Source organism: Bdellovibrio bacteriovorus (assembly GCF_025558485.1).
Lineage (GTDB): Bacteria > Bdellovibrionota > Bdellovibrionia > Bdellovibrionales > Bdellovibrionaceae > Bdellovibrio > Bdellovibrio bacteriovorus_G.
The window spans coordinates 620,141-640,635 of sequence record NZ_CP102930.1 but is presented as its reverse complement, the minus strand read 5'-3'; the positions used below and the strand labels follow the sequence as shown (position 1 = coordinate 640,635).

20 protein-coding genes are annotated in these 20,495 nt (G+C 48.2%); 11 read left to right on the top strand and 9 right to left on the bottom strand.

Annotated elements, in window-relative coordinates:
- Positions 1-5 precede the first annotated feature (5 nt).
- Positions 6-812, bottom strand: a complete 807-nt coding sequence (locus tag EZJ49_RS03255) for an HAD family hydrolase (RefSeq protein WP_262554295.1) — start codon at positions 810-812, stop codon at positions 6-8.
- Positions 813-952: 140 nt separating this feature from the next.
- Between EZJ49_RS03255 and topA the strand changes: the two genes are divergently transcribed.
- The 8 genes from topA to EZJ49_RS03215 all read left to right on the top strand — a co-directional run bounded on the left by topA (position 953) and on the right by EZJ49_RS03215 (position 11,584).
- On the top strand, positions 953-3,673 hold the full coding sequence (topA, locus tag EZJ49_RS03250) for a type I DNA topoisomerase (RefSeq protein ID WP_262554294.1): 2,721 nt from the start codon (positions 953-955) through the stop codon (positions 3,671-3,673).
- 86 nt (positions 3,674-3,759) lie between these two features.
- On the top strand, positions 3,760-4,659 hold the full coding sequence (locus EZJ49_RS03245) for a hypothetical protein (protein WP_262554292.1): 900 nt from the start codon (positions 3,760-3,762) through the stop codon (positions 4,657-4,659).
- Between the two features lie 120 nt (positions 4,660-4,779).
- Positions 4,780-6,798: a S41 family peptidase gene (locus tag EZJ49_RS03240; RefSeq protein WP_262554290.1), complete on the top strand. Its 2,019-nt coding sequence runs from the start codon at positions 4,780-4,782 to the stop codon at positions 6,796-6,798.
- A 422-nt stretch (positions 6,799-7,220) separates the two neighbouring features.
- The gene (locus EZJ49_RS03235; protein ID WP_262554288.1) at positions 7,221-8,351 is read left to right on the top strand and encodes a thiamine pyrophosphate-dependent dehydrogenase E1 component subunit alpha; all 1,131 of its coding nucleotides are present in this window, start codon (positions 7,221-7,223) and stop codon (positions 8,349-8,351) included.
- Entirely contained in the window at positions 8,351-9,406 is a 1,056-nt protein-coding gene (locus EZJ49_RS03230) for an alpha-ketoacid dehydrogenase subunit beta (protein WP_262554286.1), read from the top strand. Before EZJ49_RS03235 ends, EZJ49_RS03230 begins: the two co-directional genes overlap by 1 nt.
- A complete protein-coding gene (locus EZJ49_RS03225) occupies positions 9,406-10,248 on the top strand; it encodes a class I SAM-dependent methyltransferase (RefSeq protein ID WP_262554284.1) in 843 nt (280 codons plus the stop codon). The genes EZJ49_RS03230 and EZJ49_RS03225 overlap by 1 nt, the downstream gene beginning before the upstream one ends.
- A 39-nt stretch (positions 10,249-10,287) precedes the next feature.
- Positions 10,288-10,785 (top strand): phospholipase, encoded by a 498-nt coding sequence (locus tag EZJ49_RS03220; RefSeq protein WP_262554282.1) that lies wholly within the window; start codon positions 10,288-10,290, stop codon positions 10,783-10,785.
- A 10-nt stretch (positions 10,786-10,795) separates the two neighbouring features.
- Entirely contained in the window at positions 10,796-11,584 is a 789-nt protein-coding gene (locus tag EZJ49_RS03215; protein ID WP_262554280.1) for an App1 family protein, read from the top strand.
- Positions 11,585-11,612: 28 nt separating this feature from the next.
- Here EZJ49_RS03215 and EZJ49_RS03210 read toward each other — a convergent pair whose 3' ends face one another.
- From EZJ49_RS03210 to EZJ49_RS03195, 4 genes are all read right to left on the bottom strand, one after another.
- A complete protein-coding gene (locus EZJ49_RS03210) occupies positions 11,613-12,566 on the bottom strand; it encodes a hypothetical protein (protein ID WP_262554278.1) in 954 nt (317 codons plus the stop codon).
- Between the two features lie 42 nt (positions 12,567-12,608).
- Positions 12,609-13,124 (bottom strand): orotate phosphoribosyltransferase, encoded by a 516-nt coding sequence (gene pyrE / locus EZJ49_RS03205; RefSeq protein WP_262554277.1) that lies wholly within the window; start codon positions 13,122-13,124, stop codon positions 12,609-12,611.
- A gap of 79 nt (positions 13,125-13,203) precedes the next feature.
- Positions 13,204-13,512, bottom strand: a complete 309-nt coding sequence (gene cutA / locus EZJ49_RS03200) for a divalent-cation tolerance protein CutA (RefSeq protein ID WP_262554275.1) — start codon at positions 13,510-13,512, stop codon at positions 13,204-13,206.
- A 3-nt stretch (positions 13,513-13,515) separates the two neighbouring features.
- On the bottom strand, positions 13,516-14,556 hold the full coding sequence (locus EZJ49_RS03195) for a CNNM domain-containing protein (RefSeq protein ID WP_262554273.1): 1,041 nt from the start codon (positions 14,554-14,556) through the stop codon (positions 13,516-13,518).
- Positions 14,557-14,787: 231 nt separating this feature from the next.
- On the opposite strand from EZJ49_RS03195, the gene EZJ49_RS03190 reads away from it, so the two are divergent.
- From EZJ49_RS03190 to EZJ49_RS03180, 3 genes are all read left to right on the top strand, one after another.
- Positions 14,788-15,576 carry a dienelactone hydrolase family protein gene (locus EZJ49_RS03190; protein WP_262554271.1) on the top strand — a complete coding sequence of 263 codons (789 nt, stop codon included), beginning with the start codon at positions 14,788-14,790 and terminating at the stop codon, positions 15,574-15,576.
- Between the two features lie 27 nt (positions 15,577-15,603).
- Positions 15,604-16,326: a carbonic anhydrase family protein gene (locus EZJ49_RS03185; protein ID WP_262554270.1), complete on the top strand. Its 723-nt coding sequence runs from the start codon at positions 15,604-15,606 to the stop codon at positions 16,324-16,326.
- A 152-nt stretch (positions 16,327-16,478) separates the two neighbouring features.
- On the top strand, positions 16,479-16,988 hold the full coding sequence (locus tag EZJ49_RS03180) for a hypothetical protein (RefSeq protein ID WP_262554269.1): 510 nt from the start codon (positions 16,479-16,481) through the stop codon (positions 16,986-16,988).
- 65 nt (positions 16,989-17,053) lie between these two features.
- Here the strand turns inward: EZJ49_RS03180 and EZJ49_RS03175 are convergent, their stop codons facing one another.
- The 4 genes from EZJ49_RS03175 to fusA all read right to left on the bottom strand — a co-directional run bounded on the left by EZJ49_RS03175 (position 17,054) and on the right by fusA (position 20,468).
- Positions 17,054-17,308, bottom strand: coding sequence for a hypothetical protein (locus EZJ49_RS03175; RefSeq protein ID WP_262554267.1), 255 nt, complete (start codon positions 17,306-17,308; stop codon positions 17,054-17,056).
- 190 nt (positions 17,309-17,498) lie between these two features.
- The gene (locus tag EZJ49_RS03170; RefSeq protein ID WP_262554266.1) at positions 17,499-17,945 is read right to left on the bottom strand and encodes a hypothetical protein; all 447 of its coding nucleotides are present in this window, start codon (positions 17,943-17,945) and stop codon (positions 17,499-17,501) included.
- A complete protein-coding gene (locus tag EZJ49_RS03165) occupies positions 17,946-18,176 on the bottom strand; it encodes a YqjD family protein (protein ID WP_262554264.1) in 231 nt (76 codons plus the stop codon).
- 183 nt (positions 18,177-18,359) lie between these two features.
- Complete coding sequence (fusA, locus tag EZJ49_RS03160; protein ID WP_262554262.1) at positions 18,360-20,468, bottom strand: elongation factor G; 2,109 nt, start codon at positions 20,466-20,468, stop codon at positions 18,360-18,362.
- Between the last annotated feature and the right edge of the window lie 27 nt (positions 20,469-20,495).

The following is a 20,495-nucleotide window of genomic DNA, read 5'->3' as shown; positions in this document are numbered from 1 at the left end:
TGGTTTTAGGTCTTCGTGTGACTTTTTAAAATCGCTTTGGCGATTTCTGTAAAGCCCAACCCACCTCGGTCTTTGGAGACATAGGTGGGTTTGTTTTTTATCTGATCAATAAAATTCTGAATGTTCGCGACCGCGAAACTGTGCGGGAAATAAGTGAACATAGGTTCATCATTCGGGGAATCGCCCGAGAAGCCGCAGACTTTTTTGGCTTCTTCCGCAGTCACGCCGAATTCTTTTTCCAGGAATCTTAATGACATGGTCAGTTTGTCATAGCTGCCGAACCAGCCGTTGACGTGAATGGAGCTGACTTTGGCTTGAGCGCCATGCTGATGGAAGATGTCCACGATCTTTTGCACTTCGGATTTCGGCAGGGCCGGAACGTCTTCGCAGAAGTCGATGGCCAGATCCATCAAGCGGCAGAACTGATCACTGGCCAGATCGCAGCCCGGAACCTTTTGCAGAATTTCTTTTTCAAGCTGCTGAAGTTTTGTGCGATTTTCTTTTTGAGTTTTTTCATCAAAGAAAAAATGGCGCTGCATGGTTTTGTTGTGATAGCGGAAGTAGAAGCCGCCGTTTTCTCCGACAATGCCGCTGACGGGCCAGACGCGGGCGATCATTTCACACCAGCCAGCTGGGCGTCCTGTTACGGGGATGACGTGAATCCCCGCACGATGAAGGGCCCATAGGGCTTCATAGGCCTCTGGCCCCAACTGTCCTTCGTCAGTCAAAGTGTCGTCGATATCAGTCAGCAAAAAGCGCAACGGGCTTGAGAATTCAGAGGCATTTTTCATTTCCGCAGTATAGCTGGACATCGAGCCAAGGTCTAAGTTGATATGGCTCGTCAAAGTTTAGACTTGCGCCCGAAGACATTCACCTTCATGTTTTGTCTATTATATAGGGGCCGCTACAGCTTCTCATCTTGATGACGGCTCCTAGACGAAGGGCTTGAGTCATGGCAAAAAAAAGCGACGCATCAGACGGTATTAAGTTAGTCATCGTGGAGTCTCCCACGAAGGCCAAGACCATCCGTAAGTTCCTGGGTAAAGATTATGTCGTGGAATCCTGCATGGGACACATCCGCGATCTGCCTCAATCCGCCAAAGATATCCCTGAAAAGGTCAAAAAAGAAAAATGGGCCCAGTTGGGTGTCAACGTCGATAAGAACTTTGAACCTTTGTACTGTGTTCCCAAAGACAAAACCAAAGTCGTTAAGAATCTGAAAGACAAACTTGAAGATGCCTCAGAGCTGTATCTCGCGACGGATGAAGACCGCGAAGGAGAATCTATCAGCTGGCATTTGTTGGAAGTGTTAAAACCAAAAGTTCCAACCAAGCGCATGGTGTTCCATGAGATCACCAAAGACGCGATTCAAAAAGCCTTGAAAGACACGCGAGAGATTGACTTCAATCTGGTGCGTGCTCAGGAAGCGCGTCGTGTATTGGATCGTTTGGTGGGTTACACGATTTCTCCGCTGCTTTGGAAAAAAGTGGCCTACGGTCTTTCTGCAGGTCGTGTGCAGTCCGTGGCCGTGCGCCTGATCGTGGAAAGAGAACTAGAGCGCGTGCGCTTTAAAAAGTCCTCTTACTGGGGCGTGCTTGCAGAACTGAGCAAAGACGGTGTGAACTTTGAATCCCGTCTGCAACAATATAAAAACCAACGTGTGGCAACTGGTAAGGACTTTGATGGTCTGACGGGTCAGTTGACAGCAGGTAAAGACGTTCTGGTTCTGGATGAAAAAACAGCAGGCAAGTTGTCCCTAGATTTGAAATCCGGCAACTGGCAGGTGACGGATGTCGAGGAAAAACCAACCTTCCGTAAACCGGCTCCACCGTTTATCACTTCCACTTTGCAACAGGAATCCAATAGAAAGCTGGGATTAAGTTCCCGTGAAACCATGCAGGTCGCACAGAAATTGTACGAACAGGGTTTCATCACCTATATGCGTACGGACTCCACCTTCCTGTCTAATGAGGCGATTACAGCTTCTCGTGATTGTATCGAAAGCAAGTACGGAAAAGAATATCTGACTCCGCAGCCGCGCAATTACGCCGCTAAAAAAGTCAAAGGCGCACAAGAGGCCCACGAAGCGATTCGTCCTGCCGGTAATCAGTTTATGGACCCGGATGAAACGGGGCTTACGGGAACTCAGTTCCGTCTGTATGACCTGATCTGGAAACGTACGATTGCGTCCCAGATGGTGGATGCTCGCCAGAAGCAAGTTAGTGCGAAGATCACCGTGGGTGAGGCGTTGTTTGGGGCTTCCGGTATGACCATTGAATTCCCGGGCTTCTTGAGAGCCTACGTGGAAGGCAGTGATGATCCAGAAGCAGATTTGGCTGAACGTGAAGTGCGTTTGCCAGCGTTGGTGGTTAAAGACGCTGTGAAATGCGCGAAGTTGGATCCGACTTCCCATGAAACCAAACCACCGGCTCGATACACCGAGGCCAGCCTTGTCCAGACAATGGAAAAAGAGGGCATTGGTCGTCCTTCCACGTACGCCTCTGTTATCGGGACTATCATTGACCGTGGCTATGTTCGTAAAAACGGAACGGCGCTGGTGCCGACGTTCACAGCGATGATTGTGTCCAAATTGCTTAGTCAGTATTTGTCTCAGTACGTGGATCTGGGATTCACTTCTGAAATGGAACAAAGCCTGGATAATATCGCGGATGGCGAATTGGACTGGGAAAGTTATCTGGCTTCCATTTACAAAGGTCCAAAAGGTTTGCGTGCTTTGGTGGACAATCAAGGTGACAAGATTGATCCGAATGAAGCGCGAACTATGACTTTGGAAGGCATGGATAAATACAAATTCCATGTCGGTCGTTACGGTGCCTATGTGACCACTCAGCGCGACGGTGAAGATGTCAGTGCGTCTTTGCCGGATAATGAATCTCCGGCGGATATCACTCCGGAAATTGCTGAAAAATTAATTGATCAAAAAATTAACGGAGCGGACTCTTTGGGGAATGATCCAGAGACCGACCTGCCAGTGTATGTTCTGAATGGCCGCTATGGGCCATACGTGCAATTGGGTGATGTGACTCCGGAAGACGACAAACCGAAACGTGCGTCGCTGCCTCCGGGCACTCAGCCAGAACAAGTGGATCTGGCGATGGCGTTAAGCCTTCTGTCTTTGCCAAAAACTTTGGGAACTCATCCGGGTACGGGCAAGGATATTAAAGCGGGCTTGGGACGTTTTGGTCCGTTCGTGGTTCATGACGGGGACTATCGTTCTATTCCGAAGGGCGAAAGTATCTTCAATATCACTTTGGAAAAAGCTTTGGAAATGCTGGCGCAACCTAAAAAAGGCCGTGGCCGTGCAGCTCCATTGAAAGAACTGGGGGCGCATCCAGAAACGGGTGATGCGATTCAGGTCTTCAACGGTCCTTATGGTCCTTACATCAAGTCCGGCAAGGTCAATGCGTCTTTGCCAGAGGGGGCAACCCCGGACACGGTGACGCTTGAGCAAGCCGTGGCTTTGATCAATGAAAAGGGTCCGGTCAAAGGCAAAGGGAAGAAGGCGAAAGCTGCTCCGAAAGCCAAGGCCGCAAAAGTATCGGGTGAAAAGGTGGCTCCTAAAAAGCCCGAGTTGAAGAAGGCAGCCTCTGCAAAAGAGAAGGCCAGCGCCCTGGGTGTCAAAAAAGTAGTCACTCGCAAGGCGAAGAAGTAAATTGTTCAGGCCCCTTTTCGGGGCCTTTTTTATTTGGTAAATTCCAACCACTGTTTAGCTTGAAAATCTTGGAAGGAACGGTCGTTATGGGTGACAGTCCCCTGAAGGGACAATTGGAACTGGGGCTTAACCGCCCTAAGGAAAAGGATAGAAACTTCCATCTTGGAGGTCGCAGTTTCTATTTCTTCGACTTCGACGACAATATTGCGTTCCTGACCACACCTTTGATTCTATTCCATAAAAAAGATCGCTCTGAAGTGCAAATCTCCAGCGGGGATTTTGCCCAGTATCACCAGTCCATTGGTGAATCGGGGCCCTATGCGGACTATGAAATTGATTTCTGTGATGTGACCGGGACATTCAGAAACTTCCGTGATGTTCATGTGGATGAGCTGGAAAAAATGGGCGGCAAAAAACAGATATTTGTGCAGGACGTAGCCGCCGCTCTGGGGTACCCGGACTTCCAATGGAAGGGGCCTTCCTGGGAATGTTTCTATCATGCGGCCTTCAATCAGCGTCCTCTTTCCGTGATCACAGCCCGCGGGCATCATCCTGAAACTTTGAAAGACGGTATCCGCGTTTTTGTCCAGAACAAGGTTTTACCATTGGAGCCCAACTATTTGAGCGTCTATCCGGTGAGCCATAAAGAGACGCGCGTTTTGCTGGGTGATTCGGACTTCAAAGCAGGTACTGCCGAGTTGAAACAACGAGCTATCCGCGCCAGTGTTGAACAGGCGATTGAAACTTATGGTTACAATGCCCACCATCGATTCGGTATGTCCGACGATGATCCTAAAAATATCCAGCTGATCGTCGAGGAAATGACTCGACTTAAGGCCAGGTTCCCGGAGATGTCCTTCTTCATGATTGAGACTCAACACGGAAGTTTCATTAAGCATGAAGTCAAATTGAGCGGCCTTCGTGGTGACAAAGCGGACAACCTCTCACAACTGTCTTTCTTCGAAGACGGCCGACGAAAGTCTTAAGATTCCTTTCTACGTCCTAATTTATGACGAGCTTCATAAATTGAATGCTCTCTGCTAAATCTTTGATAATCTAATGCAATTAGGATTGCTCCCTCGGGGGGGAGACACGGAAGGATCATCATGAGTTCATTCTCAAAAGGCATTAGAGGTTTGGTTGTTGCTGGTTCACTGGCAGTTTCTTCACTTGCCTCCGCACAACTAAAAGAAGGCCTAGAGTGCCGTTATCTGACAGTCATTGAACAGGGCTTTTTGGCAAATCACGTTAAGTACACGAATCGAGATACAGATTTGCAGAATCGCGTGGTTGAACAATATCTGAAACGCCTTGATCCTTCAAAAATCTATATGACCCAGGCTGATGTGGATGCGATCCGCAAAGCTGCTGGAAATGTTTTTGAAAAGACTAAAAATCGTGACTGTACTTTCCTTGATCAAGCACAAAAAATTGTTCTTGAGCGTGTGAAAGACCGTTCTGAATTTGCTAAAAAATATCTGGGCAAAGACTTCAAGTTTGATGAAAAAACAGAATTCACTTTCGATCCGGAGAAAAAAGCGTGGCCGAAAGATGCTGCTGAAGCAAACGAGTATCTGAAAAAATACATTCAGTTCCAAATCGGAAACTACATGGCAACAGACATGAAAATGGATGAAGCCAAAAAGAATGTGATTAAAAACTACGAACGCGCAGTGAAGAGAACTCAGGAAACCACTCAGGATGATTTGTTCTCCGGCTATCTGGATTCTTTCGCACGCGCTTTGGACCCGCATTCCAGCTTCTTCTCTCGTGACGTTCTGGAGGACTTTGAAATCCAGATGCGTCTGTCCTTGGAAGGTATCGGGGCGACTCTTTCCTCTCAGGATGGTTTCACAGTTGTTGAACAACTGGTTCCGGGTGGTGCTGCTGCAAAATCCGGTTTGATTGAACCACAGGACAAGATCATTGCCGTAGGCCAGGAAAAAGGCGCTATGGAAAATGTGATCGACCAGGATTTGAAAGACGTTGTTAAAAAGATCCGTGGCAACAAAGGCACAAAAGTTCGCCTGACGATCCTAAGAAAAGCCGGTGACGGCAAAAAACGTTTCGATGTCACATTGACTCGTGAAAAAGTGAATTTGGAGGACGAAGCAGCTTCCATCATTTATCAGGATCATGAAATCAACGGTCAGAAGAAAAAAGTGGGCATTATCAATTTCCCATCTTTCTATGCTGATTCCCGTCGTGGCGGCAGATCATCTGCGGCTGACATGAAAAAGCTGATCAAAGAAGCCAACGAGAAAAAAGTGGACGGACTGGTGTTGGATCTTTCCAACAATGGTGGTGGCTCACTTGAAGATGCTGTAAAAATCGCCGGTTTGTTCTTCCAAACGGGGAACGTGGTAAAACAGTCCTCTAAAAATGAAGGCCGTGCGGAATCCGCTTTGCGCGATACAGACCCAATGGTTGATTGGGGGGGGCCGCTGGTTGTATTGACCAGCCGTATTTCTGCGTCCGCCTCTGAAATTGTGTCCGGCACTTTGCAGGACTACAAACGTGCGGTGATCGTTGGTGGTGATCACACTTATGGTAAAGGCAGCGTTCAATCTGTTCTTCCAATCCCGAATAATTTGGGTGCGATCAAAGTAACAGTGGGCATGTTCTTTATCCCGGGCGGCAAATCGACTCAGCACCGTGGTGTTGATGCTGACGTGGTTCTGCCAGGTCCGTTCAGCACGGATGATATCGGTGAAAAGTACATGGACTATTCTTTGCCGCCAAAAACAATCGAGGCGTTCCTTTCTCCGGATGCTTACGTGAAAGAAGGCCCGGGGGCCTGGAAAGAAATCAAACCAGAGTGGTTGAAGTCTTTGCGTGAAAGATCCTCTGAGCGTGTGGCGAAAAGCGATGATTTCAAGAAGATTGTTGATGAGCTGAACAAGGCGAAAGCCCGCGGCAAAGTAATCCGCGTCAGCGAAGTTCTTAAAGATAAGAACGAAAAAGAGAAAAAAGAAAAGGCTAAAAAGACCGCTAGTAAGGCGAAGAAAAACGAAGAGTACCTGAAGCGTCCTGATATTCAGGAAGCCGAAAGTGTTCTTTTGGATCTGATTCAGTTGGAAGACGGGAAATCCCTGGTTCCTCAGAAGCAGGCTAATGCCAAGTAGTGCGACTTAATAGAGCGATACGTTGTTGTTAAAGCCCGGGCAAACCCCGGGCTTTTTTTATCCGCGAGTGGTGAAAAGGGCCCATCTCCTGCGTTGTCGGATCGCCTTCTCGCTCCGACGTGCCAGGAGCACGCCTGCGCTGCGAGGGCGACCCTCCGCCTTGGATATGGACCCTTTTGACCACTCGCTCTTTCCTGTTTTTGGGGAGGGGATTGGCTGGGCGCCCTTTGGGGGCTTGCCGCCGCCGTGGTTGGTTTTCAGATAGGCAAGGGGAGCTTAAAAAGTGGGCATTTTTGATGGGTTTTATAGGAGTTGGGGCTGGTTTATTGGGTTTGGGGCTGGGGTGGTTTTTGAGGGTTGATTGGGCGTGACAAAGGGTTGTGTTTTCGCTTAGATAGACCCGATTAATGGAGGCCCTGAAGATGTCTAAAAAGACCACTGTGAAAACAGGGGGTAAGGCAGTTGCTGGTAAGACGACCAAAAAAGCTGCGAAACCTGCTGCGAAGTCCACTGTGAAAACTTCCAAGAAAGCTGCTGTTCCTGCGAAAAAGAAGCAGAGCTTCGGTGGATTGTCTGAAGAAATTCTTTTGCGTATGCATGACCTGATGGTCAAGTCGCGCGTTCTTGAAGAGCGTTTAATTAAAATCTACAAAGCTGGTGAAGCTTACTTCTGGATCGGCGGACCAGGCGAAGAAGCCTGGGGTGTTCCACTGGGGATGCTGGCGCGTAAAGGTTTCGGTCCAGAGAATGACTGGTTGCACTTGCACTACCGTTGTACGCCAACGATGGTTGCCATGGGTATGACCATGATTGATTCCATTCGTCTGATGATGAATCGTGCGACAGATCCTTCAACAGGCGGTCGTAACTTCTCCAGTCACTATTGTTTCCCGGAATGGAATGTGGCTCCTGTGACTTCTCCTTTGGAAGTTCAGTACCCTATCGCGTGTGGTACAGCTCAGGCGCAAAAGCGTGTGGGTAAAGGTGCACTGTCTATTGTGACTGGTGGTGATGCGGGGACTGCGGAAGGTGATTTCGCGTCCTGCTTGATTCTGGCTTCCCGTAAGGGGCAGGAACTTCCGGTTCTGATCACTGTTCAAAACAATGGCTATGGTATTTCCACTCCGTATGATGGTCAGCATGGGGAAACTCACATTGCGGATCGTGCACGTGCGTTTAACATCCGCTCACGCGTGATCAACGGAAATGATCCTGTTGAAACTTATCTGGCCTTGAAAGAAGAGATGGAATACATCCGTAAAACCGGTAAGCCATCCTTCATCGAGGCGATGGTGACTCGTTTGTACGGTCACTCTTCTGCGGATGGTGCCAACAAGAAACCTGCTTTGTTTGATCCGGTTTTGAGTTTTGAAAAACGCCTGATCGACGCTGGCATTCTGTCTGAAAAAGCCGCGAAGAAAATCTGGGAGATCTACGAAACAGAGGGCGTGAATGCTCAAGAGCAGGCTCGTCAGGAGCCTTCGCCGACACCGGAATCTGTTTGGGATCACGTTTACGTTAACAATGAAAATGCAGATTGGAGAAAATTCTAATGGCAAGTATTGCGCAGGCCATCAGAATGGCCCTTCACTACGGTGAAGAAAACATGGGCGTAAAAGATATCTTTGGTCAGGACGTGGGTGCACCATTGGGTGGTGTATTCACGGCGACTCAAGGTTTGCAGACGGCTTGGAACTCCACTCTGGATGAACGTGGGATCATTGGTATGGCGATGGGTATTGCCATGGCGGGTGATCGCTGCGTGGCTGAAATCCAGTTTGCGGATTATATCTTCAACACCATGGACCTTTTGAAAATTGCCGGGAACACCCTGTGGTGTACCAATGGTCAGATTCAGCTTCCTATGGTTGTGATGACTCCTGTGGGTGCGGGGATCTTTGGCTCTGTTTATCATTCTCACTCTTTTGATGCCTGGGCTTCCCGCTTGCCGGGCTGGAAGATCGTGATGCCGTCCAATCCGTTGGATGCTTACGGTTTGATGTTGTCTGCGATTGAAGATCCAAATCCGGTTCTTTATTTGAAATCCAAGGCGTTGATGCGCCATAAAGGTGATGAACTGATCCCGGGTGAACCAGTGGATGAAAAAGAGCTGAAAGCCATGATCGACAAGCCGGTGCAGAATGCGGATGGCTGGAAACCTCGTTGGCCGGAACTTGAAAAGTACATGGTGCCAATTGGGAAAGGCAAGATCACTCGTGCCGGTGAACACATCACGGTTGTGACCTACAGTCGCATGGTGCACCTGTGTGACGAGATTGCGGATAAACTGGCGGAAGAGGGTATCTCTGTTGAGGTGATCGACCTGCGCTCTATTTATCCTTATGACTGGCAGTTGATTAAGTCTTCCATTGAAAAAACAGGCCGCGTGTTGTTCGTGAACGAAGATACGGAAGTGACGAACTTTGGTGAGCACTTGGCTTATCGTGCGACTCAGGAATTGTTCTATCAATTGATGGCGCGTCCTCGTGTTCTGGCAGGTAAGAACCTTCCAGGCATTGGTTTGCATCCGAATCTTGAAAAGAACTCTGTCCCACAATTGCATGACATTGAAGCTGCAATTCGTGAAGTTGTTGCGGAAGTGCCTTAATGAGCAAAAAAGATCTTTCCCATCGTAAGAAGGTTCGCCGTCGGGTTGCCAAGAAAACCTCCAAGATGCAGTTTGATAAGTACGAACTGTATCGGAAGTCTGTGCAATCTGCGGAAAATGACGTGATTTTTATCTGGAACACCTACCGTGAACTGAAGGGGAAAAATCCCCGTTTGTTCCGTGAGGATTTCTGCGGAACCTTCGCACTATCCACAGAGTGGATTAAGCTGAACCCGCGTCATGAAGCTGTGGGAATTGATCTTGATCCGGAACCAATGGCTTACGGAAAAACTCATTACCTGACCAAGTTGAAGCCGGAACAGCAGCGCCGTATGCGCCTGATCGAAGGCAATGTGCTGGACCCGAATCTGCCAAAGGCGGATATCGTGGCGGCGATGAATTTTTCATACTTCTGCTTTAAACAGCGTGATTTGATGAAGAAGTACTTCACCAACGTGTTTAAGACGTTGAATAAAGATGGCATGTTCCTGGTGGATATTTTTGGTGGCAGTCAGTGTTACGATGCCATTGAAGACACAATCAAGCATGAAGGCTTCACTTATTACTGGGATCAGACAAACTTTGATCCTGTAACCAATGAGGCTCTTTTCCATATCCATTTCAAAGTGGGTGGTAAGAAGCTGGAACAAGTGTTCACCTATGACTGGCGTCTGTGGACTATCTCGGAAATCAAGGATCTGATGCAGGAAGTGGGCTTCCGCAAGGTGCATGTCTTCTGGGAAGGCACGGCTCCGGATGGCTCTGGGGATGGCAACTTCACCCGTGTGGATCACGGGGAGGCTTGTGAAAGTTGGATTGCTTACGTAGTGGGCGAAAAGTAGTCCTAAATATCTGGTCTGGCTCTTGCTCCTTAAGGGGGCATGAGCATTGAACTCAAACTAATCTCTTTTAAGCCCGTTAAGGGACGCTGGTTGGCATTGGCTGTCTATTTTATAGTCAGTGCTGTGGCGCCTGTGGCCTATTCCAAAAACACGCTTAATGACTTCACCAGCGATGGATGCAGCATGAGTCCGGATGGCTTTGCCTGGGATATGAATGCCTTCCTGGACTGCTGTGTGGACCACGATGTGGCTTACTGGCAGGGTGGCACTCGTGACGACCGTGAGCGCGCAGATCAAGAGCTGCGCAAGTGCGTTGAATTTTCATCAAACAAATACATGGCCGATGCCTACTATCGCGGTGTGCGTGTGGGTGGGACCAATAAGTTGCATACACCTTTCCGCTGGGGCTACGGCTGGGTCGAAGAAAGAGGCTACAAGCCGCTAAGTCGTGAAGAGCGACAGCAGGTGAAGGCCAAGTTTAAGATGATCAACTGGGAAGCAATTTACGATTCAATTTTCTTGGGTAATAAACGATAGGAGAATCCTTATGAGAAAGTATCTGGCTTTTTTTGCAGGCCTGATGATGGCGGCCGCAGCAGAGGCAAAAGTTTTGGTGGTATCTGATATTGATGATACTTTGAAGGTGTCCCACGTTCTTTCCAAGAAAGGTGCTGCGACCTCTTTCCTGGATGATGACAGTCTTTTTGTTGGTATGCCGGAAATCTTCCAGATGCTGAACTATCAGCATGAGGATATCGAGTTTCACTATGTCAGTCTGGCGCCCAAGATTCTGATGCAAGAACAGCACTCGGACTTTCTGGAGGAAAGCGGCTTTCCTATTACCCAGTTACATATGAATTCCGGCGTGAAGCAGGACCCGGAGCTGAAGCAGAAGGTGATTCGTAAGTTACTGGCGGAAAAAAAGCCGGAGCTGGTGATTTATTTTGGTGATAACGGTCAGTTTGATGCCATTGTTTATGATCAAATGGTGAAAGAGTTCCCGCAGATTCCTGCGGTCAGCTATATCCGCGAAGCTTATTCCAAGCTGGCTCGATCCAAGCATCCTACAATGGAAGGTCAGATTGGTTTTGTAACCAGTGTGGAAGTGACAATTGATCTGATTTCAAAAGGCCTGTTGTCCAAGAAGGCTTATGCGCCGATCGAAAGTATTGTTTACAAGCGCCTGTTGCGTGATGACGGTCACGAAAGATTCGGAGAAATGGTCTTCCCTTGGTGGCAGGATTGTCGCGATTTCAAATGGCAGTGGAATATCACAAATCCATCTCAAAAATTGCAGATCATCCAAAGCACTATTGATAAGAAGTGCGGAGTGTAAAAGAAAAGGGGCTGGCAAGCCCCTTTTTTTATCTGGTTCCACCTGCCGGACGACTGAGTCCCGGAGGAGTTGGGCCCTTGCCGCCGCCACTACTTGATCCGCTACCGCCAAATGGTTTTGGCTGAGTTGCAGAAGCAGGGCGAAGTGCCATCCCTTGTCTAAGACAGAAATCCTCACGCATGTTGGACAGATTCTTCCGTGGCAGATCGCAGGCATCAGCAATCGTGGCGCAGAATTTATGAGATGTCTTGTCGGTCATCTGTTTTTTAAAGAAGCGCTCTTTTACATCAGCAAGACATTTACGAAGGCCTTGGTCTTTGTCGCCCTTTTTGATGTAGTCCTTGGGGCGTTCAATTTTTTCACCGGACACATTGTAATCGGGGATTGTCGCCTGATTCAGCTTTTCTTTGAAGATGTCACGTTTGTAGTCCAAAGTGGACTGGCCATCGAAGGCACCATCAAATAGATAATCCAAACTGTCTTTGCTGTCCTGTCTTCGCCAGAAGAAGGAATCAAACCCAAACATTTCTGCGGCTGTCTCCATTTGTTTGTCAGAGACTTTCTGTTTACGATTGAGAAGCTCATTTATAAAACGCCAGTCTTGCGCGCTCATGTCATGATATTCAGGGCTGCGACCTTGTTTCAGCGTATCTTTTCCCAGATATTCAGAGCAGACCCCATAGGCCTGAACAAGTTTGATGACGGACATCTGGAATTTTTCACGGTCTTCGCCGGATGTTACTGTATTGGTGTTATACTGCTTTTGCGCCAGCAGTCCCATCAAAGCCAGCCACTTGTCGGAAACCTGAACTTCCTGCCCCTGATCCTGATAGTATTTTTGAATTCCGCAAGAGACGCATTTTAGACCCGACATTTCCATCTGTGCATTGGAGCGACAATCAAAATCGTCATACCCCGCAATGGCGGTCGATGTGGTGAAAACAATAGCTGTGCCTAAAAGTGCCTTAGAGAACTGTTTCATCTCGTCTTCTCCTCGATAAGATAAACCAGTTCTCTGTATCGGCTAAAAATCGGATTTCTTGAAGAGCGGACGAAGGTCCAGCCCGATTTCAACCAGCTTTGGCTCTGGGAATGATGGGCCCCGGTGGATCACGCACAAAACTGTGGAAACATCCGCACCGATAGAGCGCAAATCCGCCGTGGAAAGAACCACCTGACCGCCGGTTGTGACGACGTCTTCAATCACGCAGACCTTCTTGTCTTTGATTTCCAGGCCTTCAGCGAACTTGCAGGTTCCATATTCCTTGGCTTCTTTACGAACGAAGACACAGGGGATGCCGGTTTCCAGCGACAGGGCCGTGGCGATAGGGATGCCGCCCATTTCAAGTCCGGCCAAAACTTCTGTGCCCGCAGGAATCAGAGGAGCCATCTGTTTGGCGATTTCACGAAGCAAAGCAGGTTGTGCCTCAAAACGATACTTGTCGAAGTACTCGTTCGAGATCTGTCCGGAGCGTAATTTAAATTCTCCAGTCAGGTGGGCAATGTCATAGATTTTCCTGGCAAGTTCTTGTCGAGTCATCCGGATAAGCCTTTTGCTAAGGGTTGGCGCAGGCGCAAAAGTCTATGCTGCGCTTGCACTACCAAAAGTAAGTCCGTACCTAGATTTCTTCAAGCCACTTCTTGAATTCGGGGTTAATTCCGAGGACTGGCAGAGTCATGATGCAGGGGGCATCATAGGGGTGAAGCTCTTTCACTCTTTTTGTGACTAAGTCCTGTGCGTCAGAGGTTTTCAAGACTTTCAGGATTAAGATATGCTCAGAGCTTGTTTCTATTTTTCCTTCCCACCAGTACATCGAGTCCATTCCGGGAATGATGTTGGCGCAGCCGACAAGCTTTTCTTCCAAAAGAGTTTTGGCGATCTGTGCGGCGCACGCTTTGTCAGGGCAGGGGATATAGAACAGGATCACAGATTAGCTCCGGCGCAGTTTTTGTTTGCGCAGTTGCCATTGTTCCAATGCGAACTTACGCATGTCTTCCACACTGTCCAGCTCATCGACGATTTCCACACCCAACAGGGTTTCAACGGCATCTTCCAAGCTGACCAGGCCGGCAACAATGCCGTATTCATCCACAGCCAAAGCGACGTGTTCTTTTTCCTTAATGAAGAAATCCAGAACCTGAGACACCGTCATGCGCTCTGGAATACTGGAAATCGGAGTCACGATATCGCCGATCACTTTATCGTGCTGATCGTTCGACAGAGCCTCGTGGATTTTATAGCGATAGGTCATGCCGATAATATTATCCAGGCTGCCATCGTAAACCGGGATGCGTGAAAAACGCAGTGGACGATACTTGTTAAAGACCTCTTCCACGGTTTGGTCTTTGTCCAAAGCAAAGAACACCGATCTTGGTGTCATGATGTCGGACACATAGATTTTATCCAGCATCAGCAGATTTTTGATAATGTTGGATTCTTTGCCTTTCAGGGTGCCTTCTTCCACACCGATTTCCGCGGTCATCAGAATTTCTTCGCGGGTGACTTCCGGGTCTTCGGAATTTTTCGCAAACAGGCGCCCCAGCCATTCTGACATAATCACCAGCGGGTACAAAATCAGAATCATAAACTGGATGGTGTAAGCAGAAAAAGGAACCAGAGCTTTCCAGTGTGCGGCCCCGATGGATTTAGGAATGATTTCAGAAAGGATCAGGATCAGGAAAGTCAGGATGAAAGAAGCCAGAGTGACCATTTCGTGGCCATAGTGAATCTGGATTTGGTAGGCGATTGCAGCAGAGCCAAGGGTGTGGGAAACGGTGTTCAGGGTCAGGATGGCGGAAATAGGGCGGTCGATATTTTCTTTCAGGTGCTCCAGAAGCTTGCCGCTTCTTTTGTTCTCTTTGACCAGAACTCCGATGTAGGCCGAAGTTGAAGTCAAAAGAACCGCTTCCAACATTGAACATAAAAACGAGATACCAATGGTACTGATGAACAGAACAATAATAATTGTCATAGAGTGATGCTTAATTCAGAGAAGTTAAATGTGACGGGCCTAAGCCTGTGATATTCCATAGAGACCCTAGTGTACCACGATCAGGAAGGTCTCTGTCTATAACGCGACTTGCAAGAGGTCCTGCTATATTGGATTTAATTGAGCTTTTTGTGACTCGGCACTCCTTAAGTGGGGTTTTTTGACCTTTCAGCAGGGCCTTCATAGACTTTGGTAAAGTCAGAAGGAGTTCAGATGAGACTACAAAATTTCGCAATGGCGGTGGTGACCATTTTGTCAGGAGCAATGGCAATGGCGGACGTAAAAACAGAAGCCGTCGATTATAAAGATGGCAAAACAGTCCTTGAGGGTTTTATGGCCTACGACGAGTCTGCGAAGGGGCCTCGCCCGGCGGTCATCATTGTCCATCAATGGATGGGCCTGACTGATCACGAGAAGAACAGTGCCCGTATGCTCGCTGAAAAGGGCTATGTGGTTCTGGCTGCGGATATTTATGGTAAAGGTAAACTTCCCGGCAGCCCGGCCGAGGCCGGGAAACTGGCAGGGGAGTATAAAGGCAATATCAAACTTTTCCGTGAACGGGAAAAGGCCGCATTTGAATTCCTGAAAAAGAATAAAAATGTCGATGCCAAACACATTGTGATCATGGGCTATTGCTTTGGCGGTACAGGCGCTCTTGAGGCGGCCCGCTCGGGGCTTCCGGTCGTGGGGGCCGTCAGTGTGCACGGAGGACTAGCGACATCAAACCCGGAAGATGCCAGGAACATCAAAGGCAAAATCCTTGTTCTTCATGGGGCCATAGATCCACACGTTCCTCCTGCAGAGGTGAACGGTTTCATGAAAGAGATGAATGAGGCTAAAGTTGACTATCAGTTTGTGGCTTACTCGGGAGCTGTTCATGCTTTTACTCAGAAGGAAGCGGGCAATGACCCAAGTAAAGGGGCTGCCTACAATGAGGCCGCCGCTCGTCGATCTTGGCAGGCCTTGCTTCTATTTCTGAATGAAGTGGCACCTGTAAAATAACCATTTTTTGCAATGAAGGAAAACTACATGAAAGCATTGATATTAGCATTGCTGGCGACGGCATTTTTGTCGTCTTGCGCATCCCGACCAACTCCTCAGGCGGAGTCACTTCCGTCGGTTGTCAAAGTTCAGGCGGCAACGCCGCAGGAAGGACTGGATGCTCTGACGGCAGGCAATCGCCGCTTTGTTCAGAACGAGATGCGCGGGCAGGACTACCATCAGCAGATCGATAAAACCAAAAATGGTCAAAAGCCCTATGCTGTGGTTCTAAGTTGTCTTGATTCCCGTGTTCCGGTGGAAATCGTATTTGATCAGGGGATTGGTGAGCTCTTTGTTGCCAGAGTTGCGGGAAATATTGAAAACGATGACATCCTGGGCAGCATGGAGTTCGGTACAGCGGCTATGGGAGCAAAGCTGATCGTGGTGCTGGGGCACACCAAATGCGGTGCTGTCAAAGGAGCCTGTAACAATGTGAAGCTGGGACATCTGACTGGTTTGCTGAAAAAGATTGAACCGGCCGCGGCTCAGGCAAAAAAAGAAATCCCTAATTTCAATCCTGAATCCTACGAACATGTGGATCATGCTTCTGAGCTGAACGTGAAATTGACTGTTGAGCGGATTCGAAAAAAAAGCAAAATCATCCGCGACCTGGAAGCTCAGGGCAAAGTGCGGCTGGTCGGAGCGATGTATGACATCTCCTCTGGTAAGGTCGAATTCCTGCCGGATCAGACCGTCAATGCCAGTAAGTAGTTCGGTTGGCCGCAGGCCGGTCGCAATATACGGCTTTTAAGCTGTATAAACTCTGAACAAGCATGAAAATATGGCAAGGGTGGTGTCGTGGAATGGCTCTCGGGGCCGCCTTATGCTAAAGACTTCGCTTTGAATACAAAAGGAGTCTTAGAATGAAAAATATCCTGTTGGCAGCCCTGCTTTCTGTGGCATTTGTGGCACCTGCTTTTGCCAATGTTGGTTCTGGCGATCAGAACGTGATCTCTGCAAAAAAAGGAAAAGGTAAAAGCGAACCGGCTCCTAAAGATGGTGAAGAGCGTGGTGAGGAAAAAGATCCTCGCGAAGAAACCTATGAAGGCAACGACCGTGGTGGTGGCTCCTTTGATGGCGGTGGCTACGGTGGTGGCGGCTTCGACGGAGGCGGTTACGGTGGTGGTGATGGCGGCGGCGGTGGAATGATCGGTGAGATATTCTCTGTGGCTGGTAAAGGTAAAACCTACCCTGTAACAAGCAATACCACTGTTGAAGACCGTGGTGAGATTCTGGTTTACACGACTCGCACTCAGGAAGATATCAGCTATGATGAAACCTGCACGACAATCACAGTTCTGACTGTGGCTAAATCCACGGGTAAAGTGATCTCTTCTGAAAGCAACGAATACTGCAATCGTTGGCCAATGTAATTGATGTATCAGAAATGAAAAAAGAAAAAGGGCCGGATATTCCGGCCCTTTTTCTTTTGCACCGACTATTTTTTGTCAGTCGCTTCGTCAACTTTGTCTTTCACGTAATCCGCACCTTCTTCAACGCGGTTCTGACCTTTTTTCGCCAGACATTTTACGTCGCCTTCAGTACAAAGAGCTTCCTCTGCTCTGTTTACTGCTTTTTTTCCGGCGCGTTTGACGTCATTTACGGTTTCTTTGGCCTTTTCAGCAACAGTCTCTTCCGCGTGAGACACAGACATAAATCCAAAAAGAGCCAAGGCGACGATGATGCTTTTCATAAAAATCCTTTCATATCGTTTTAACCGCTGAAGTGTTCAACGGTCTCATTCTTTGTGGTTTGACGTAAAAGCAATGCATATGCCAGGTGGCAGAAGCGCCAGGCTCGTTTTAATCAATAGTACAGGTGGGAAAAATAGGCTACGAGGTAAAATTGCCCCGCAGGTTTTGGGGCAAAAAAGAAGCGGGTCTTTAGCCCGCTTGTTGTTCCTGTTTTTCATTTCGTTTGTTCTGGCGTTCTTCGATGTAGTCCATCACCAGCAGGGCGACGGCATTTTCCAAAGCGCCGCTTTGTTTGGGAGGCGTAGGACGTTCTTCGAAGCCCAGTGCCTTCAGCCATGTTTTACGATTCAGACTGTAAGCCAGAACACCGGCAGAAATCACCGTCATGCCAAGATAGACGATCATACCACCGGAAATTTGAAACTCTTCACCCTTATCCAATTGCCCGGCGATGCTGGCAATAAATAGTGATAGTCCCACACAGCTTAAAGCCAGAGAGCCAATTGTTGAAACCAGCACGAAAGTGATGGCCCGAAGATGCAGAACCAGCTGTTGAGTGATGGCAGTGCCGGGTTCTTTGAAAAGGCTTTTAGCGTTGCCGATAAAGAAAGAAATGATGGGCAGAAGAAAGTTCATCTAGTCGTCCTTTCTTTTGTAAAGCAGGCGAGCAATTACAAATCCCGCCAGTGCGGCGATCCCCACAGAGACCCAGGGGTTTTCTTTCACTTGCGTGGTCAGGGCATCTTTGGCGTCCTTGATCTGTTCACGCTGTTCCGCAGGGACCTTGTCCTTCAGGGTTTGTGTGTACTGCTTCATTTCTTCTTGCAGTTGTTTTTTGATTTCGGCGATAAGCTGATCGCGATCCATGATGGTTGTCCCTTCAAGAAGTTGCTCCGGAATAATACGCAGGACTTTTCGGCATGAAAGGCGGGATTGTTTAGACGGGGTGGGACAGATGAAGTCCTAGGTCCAGACGGGATGTCCGAAGGTCTTGGTTTGAGGGCATAAAAAAAGCCCGGTGTTTCCACCGGGCTTTGAAGTTTGAAGCAATTACTTCTGCTCAGCTGCGCGCTTAGCTTGGTATTTCTTCGCAAGCTCTTCCTGGATGTTACGAGGTACTGGAGCGTACTTCGCGAATTCCATAGAGAACTCACCTTTACCTTTGGTAGCAGAACGAAGGTCTGTGGAGTAACCGAACATTTCTGTCAGTGGTACTTCCGCTTCGATAACCGCGTTTCCTTCGAAGGCAGTTGTACCCACGATAGAACCACGGCGTTGGTTGATTTGACCAACAGCTGCACCTTGGTATTCGTCTGGAACTGTAGTCTCAAGCTTCATGATTGGCTCAAGAACAGTTGGTTTCGCGTTAGTGTAAACTTCACGAAGTGCCGCCATACCAGCGATTTTGAACGCCATGTATGAGGAATCGACATCGTGGTACGCGCCGTCTTCCAGAACAACTTCAACACCAACAATTGGGAAGCCGATAAGAGGACCTTTAACAGTCTGCTCTTTGAAGCCTTCTTCAACCGCAGGGATGAATTCTTTAGGAATACGACCACCGACAACTTTGTTTTCAAATTTGAATACAGAGCCGTCTTCTTGTGGTGGAAGTGGAACGATCTTACCAACGATTTTCGCGTATTGACCGGAACCACCAGTTTGTTTTTTGTGAGTGTAGTCATACGGAGCTTCAACGGAGATAGTCTCACGGTAAGCAACCTGAGGTTGACCCACGATAACTTCACAGTTGAACTCACGCTTCATACGCTCAACGTAGATCTCCAAGTGAAGCTCACCCATACCAGAGATGATAGTCTCGTTGGATTCCTCGTCACGGTGAACGCGGAATGTAGGGTCTTCCTTACGGAATTTTTGAAGAGCTTTGGAGAAGTTGTTTGCCGCAGTTTTATCTTTAGGCGCAACAGCCAAGCTGATAACTGGTTCAGGCACGTGCATGGATTGCATGGACGCGTGAATTTTGTCATCACAGAAAGTGTCACCGGAAGCACAGTCGATACCGAACAATGCAACGATGTCACCAGCGTAAGCTGTGTCGATGTCTTCCATCTTATCAGAGTGCATACGCACCAAACGAGGAATCTTAACAGATTTCTTGTTTGTCTGATTGATAACGAAGTCACCTTTGCCCATCTTACCTTGGTAGATACGCATGTAAGTCAACTGACCAAATGGAGTTTCCTGAAGTTTGAACGCCAGGGAAACCAATGGTTTGTTGTTGTCTGGAACAAGGTCAAACTTTTCTTCGTTCTTATCAAGATCAAGAGCTTGCTCTTTTTTCTCAGCAGGGGACGGAAGATAGAAAGTAACCGCGTCGATAAGACGTTGAACACCTTTGTTTTTGAAAGCAGAACCACAAAGAACCGGAACAAGTTTCAAGCCGATAGTGCCTTTACGGATAGCAGCGCGAATCTCTTCCAGAGTTGGTTCTTCTTCCATCAGGAATTTTTCTTCGATGGTAGGGTCGATATCAGCAAGTTTACCGATCATGATCTGACGGTATTTCTTAGCTTGATCAACCATGTCTGGTGGAATTTCGCCGCGTACAACGTTTTCACCATCTTTACCTTCGTTTATGTAAGAGCACATTTCCACAAGGTCAACGTGACCTCTGTGCTGGTCTTCAAGACCAATTGGAATAGTGATCATAACAGCGTTCAAACGAAGTTTTTCGATCAAAGCGTCAGTAACACGGTAAGGATTGGCACCTTGACGGTCCAATTTATTTACGAAGGCCAAACGAGGTACGTTGTAACGTTTCATCTGACGGTCAACAGTGATGGACTGGGACTGAACGCCCGCAACACCGCAAAGCAAAAGGATCGCACCGTCAAGAACGCGAAGAGAACGTTCAACTTCAACTGTGAAGTCCACGTGCCCCGGTGTGTCGATCAAATTGATGGTATAGTCTTTCCACTGAACTTGAGTCGCAGCAGAAGCGATCGTAATACCTTTTTCTCTCTCTAGATCCATGGAGTCCATTGTAGCGCCGACGCCGTCTTTACCACGAACTTCGTGGATAGCGTGGATCTTACCTCCATAGAACAAAATACGCTCAGAAGTCGTGGTTTTCCCGGAGTCAATGTGCGCCGAGATACCGATGTTTCTGACCATATCAATATTCCAATTTTTGGACATATCTTTACCCTTCGTTTATATGGTTTT

Bases quoted from the DNA above. Each gene is read 5' to 3' on its own strand.
- EZJ49_RS03230 (WP_262554286.1), top strand. From the start codon at position 8,351: ATGGCAAGTATTGCGCAGGCCATCAGAATGGCCCTTCACTACGGTGAA.
- EZJ49_RS03180 (WP_262554269.1), top strand. From the start codon at position 16,479: ATGAAAAATATCCTGTTGGCAGCCCTGCTTTCTGTGGCATTTGTGGCA.
- EZJ49_RS03255 (WP_262554295.1), bottom strand. From the start codon at position 812: ATGTCCAGCTATACTGCGGAAATGAAAAATGCCTCTGAATTCTCAAGC.
- EZJ49_RS03215 (WP_262554280.1), top strand. From the start codon at position 10,796: ATGAGAAAGTATCTGGCTTTTTTTGCAGGCCTGATGATGGCGGCCGCA.
- EZJ49_RS03225 (WP_262554284.1), top strand. From the start codon at position 9,406: ATGAGCAAAAAAGATCTTTCCCATCGTAAGAAGGTTCGCCGTCGGGTT.
- EZJ49_RS03170 (WP_262554266.1), bottom strand. From the start codon at position 17,945: ATGAACTTTCTTCTGCCCATCATTTCTTTCTTTATCGGCAACGCTAAA.
- EZJ49_RS03190 (WP_262554271.1), top strand. From the start codon at position 14,788: ATGAGACTACAAAATTTCGCAATGGCGGTGGTGACCATTTTGTCAGGA.
- EZJ49_RS03210 (WP_262554278.1), bottom strand. From the start codon at position 12,566: ATGAAACAGTTCTCTAAGGCACTTTTAGGCACAGCTATTGTTTTCACC.
- EZJ49_RS03245 (WP_262554292.1), top strand. From the start codon at position 3,760: ATGGGTGACAGTCCCCTGAAGGGACAATTGGAACTGGGGCTTAACCGC.
- topA (WP_262554294.1), top strand. From the start codon at position 953: ATGGCAAAAAAAAGCGACGCATCAGACGGTATTAAGTTAGTCATCGTG.
- EZJ49_RS03240 (WP_262554290.1), top strand. From the start codon at position 4,780: ATGAGTTCATTCTCAAAAGGCATTAGAGGTTTGGTTGTTGCTGGTTCA.
- fusA (WP_262554262.1), bottom strand. From the start codon at position 20,468: ATGTCCAAAAATTGGAATATTGATATGGTCAGAAACATCGGTATCTCG.
- pyrE (WP_262554277.1), bottom strand. From the start codon at position 13,124: ATGACTCGACAAGAACTTGCCAGGAAAATCTATGACATTGCCCACCTG.
- EZJ49_RS03185 (WP_262554270.1), top strand. From the start codon at position 15,604: ATGAAAGCATTGATATTAGCATTGCTGGCGACGGCATTTTTGTCGTCT.
- EZJ49_RS03195 (WP_262554273.1), bottom strand. From the start codon at position 14,556: ATGACAATTATTATTGTTCTGTTCATCAGTACCATTGGTATCTCGTTT.
- EZJ49_RS03165 (WP_262554264.1), bottom strand. From the start codon at position 18,176: ATGGATCGCGATCAGCTTATCGCCGAAATCAAAAAACAACTGCAAGAA.
- EZJ49_RS03235 (WP_262554288.1), top strand. From the start codon at position 7,221: ATGTCTAAAAAGACCACTGTGAAAACAGGGGGTAAGGCAGTTGCTGGT.
- EZJ49_RS03220 (WP_262554282.1), top strand. From the start codon at position 10,288: ATGAGCATTGAACTCAAACTAATCTCTTTTAAGCCCGTTAAGGGACGC.
- EZJ49_RS03175 (WP_262554267.1), bottom strand. From the start codon at position 17,308: ATGAAAAGCATCATCGTCGCCTTGGCTCTTTTTGGATTTATGTCTGTG.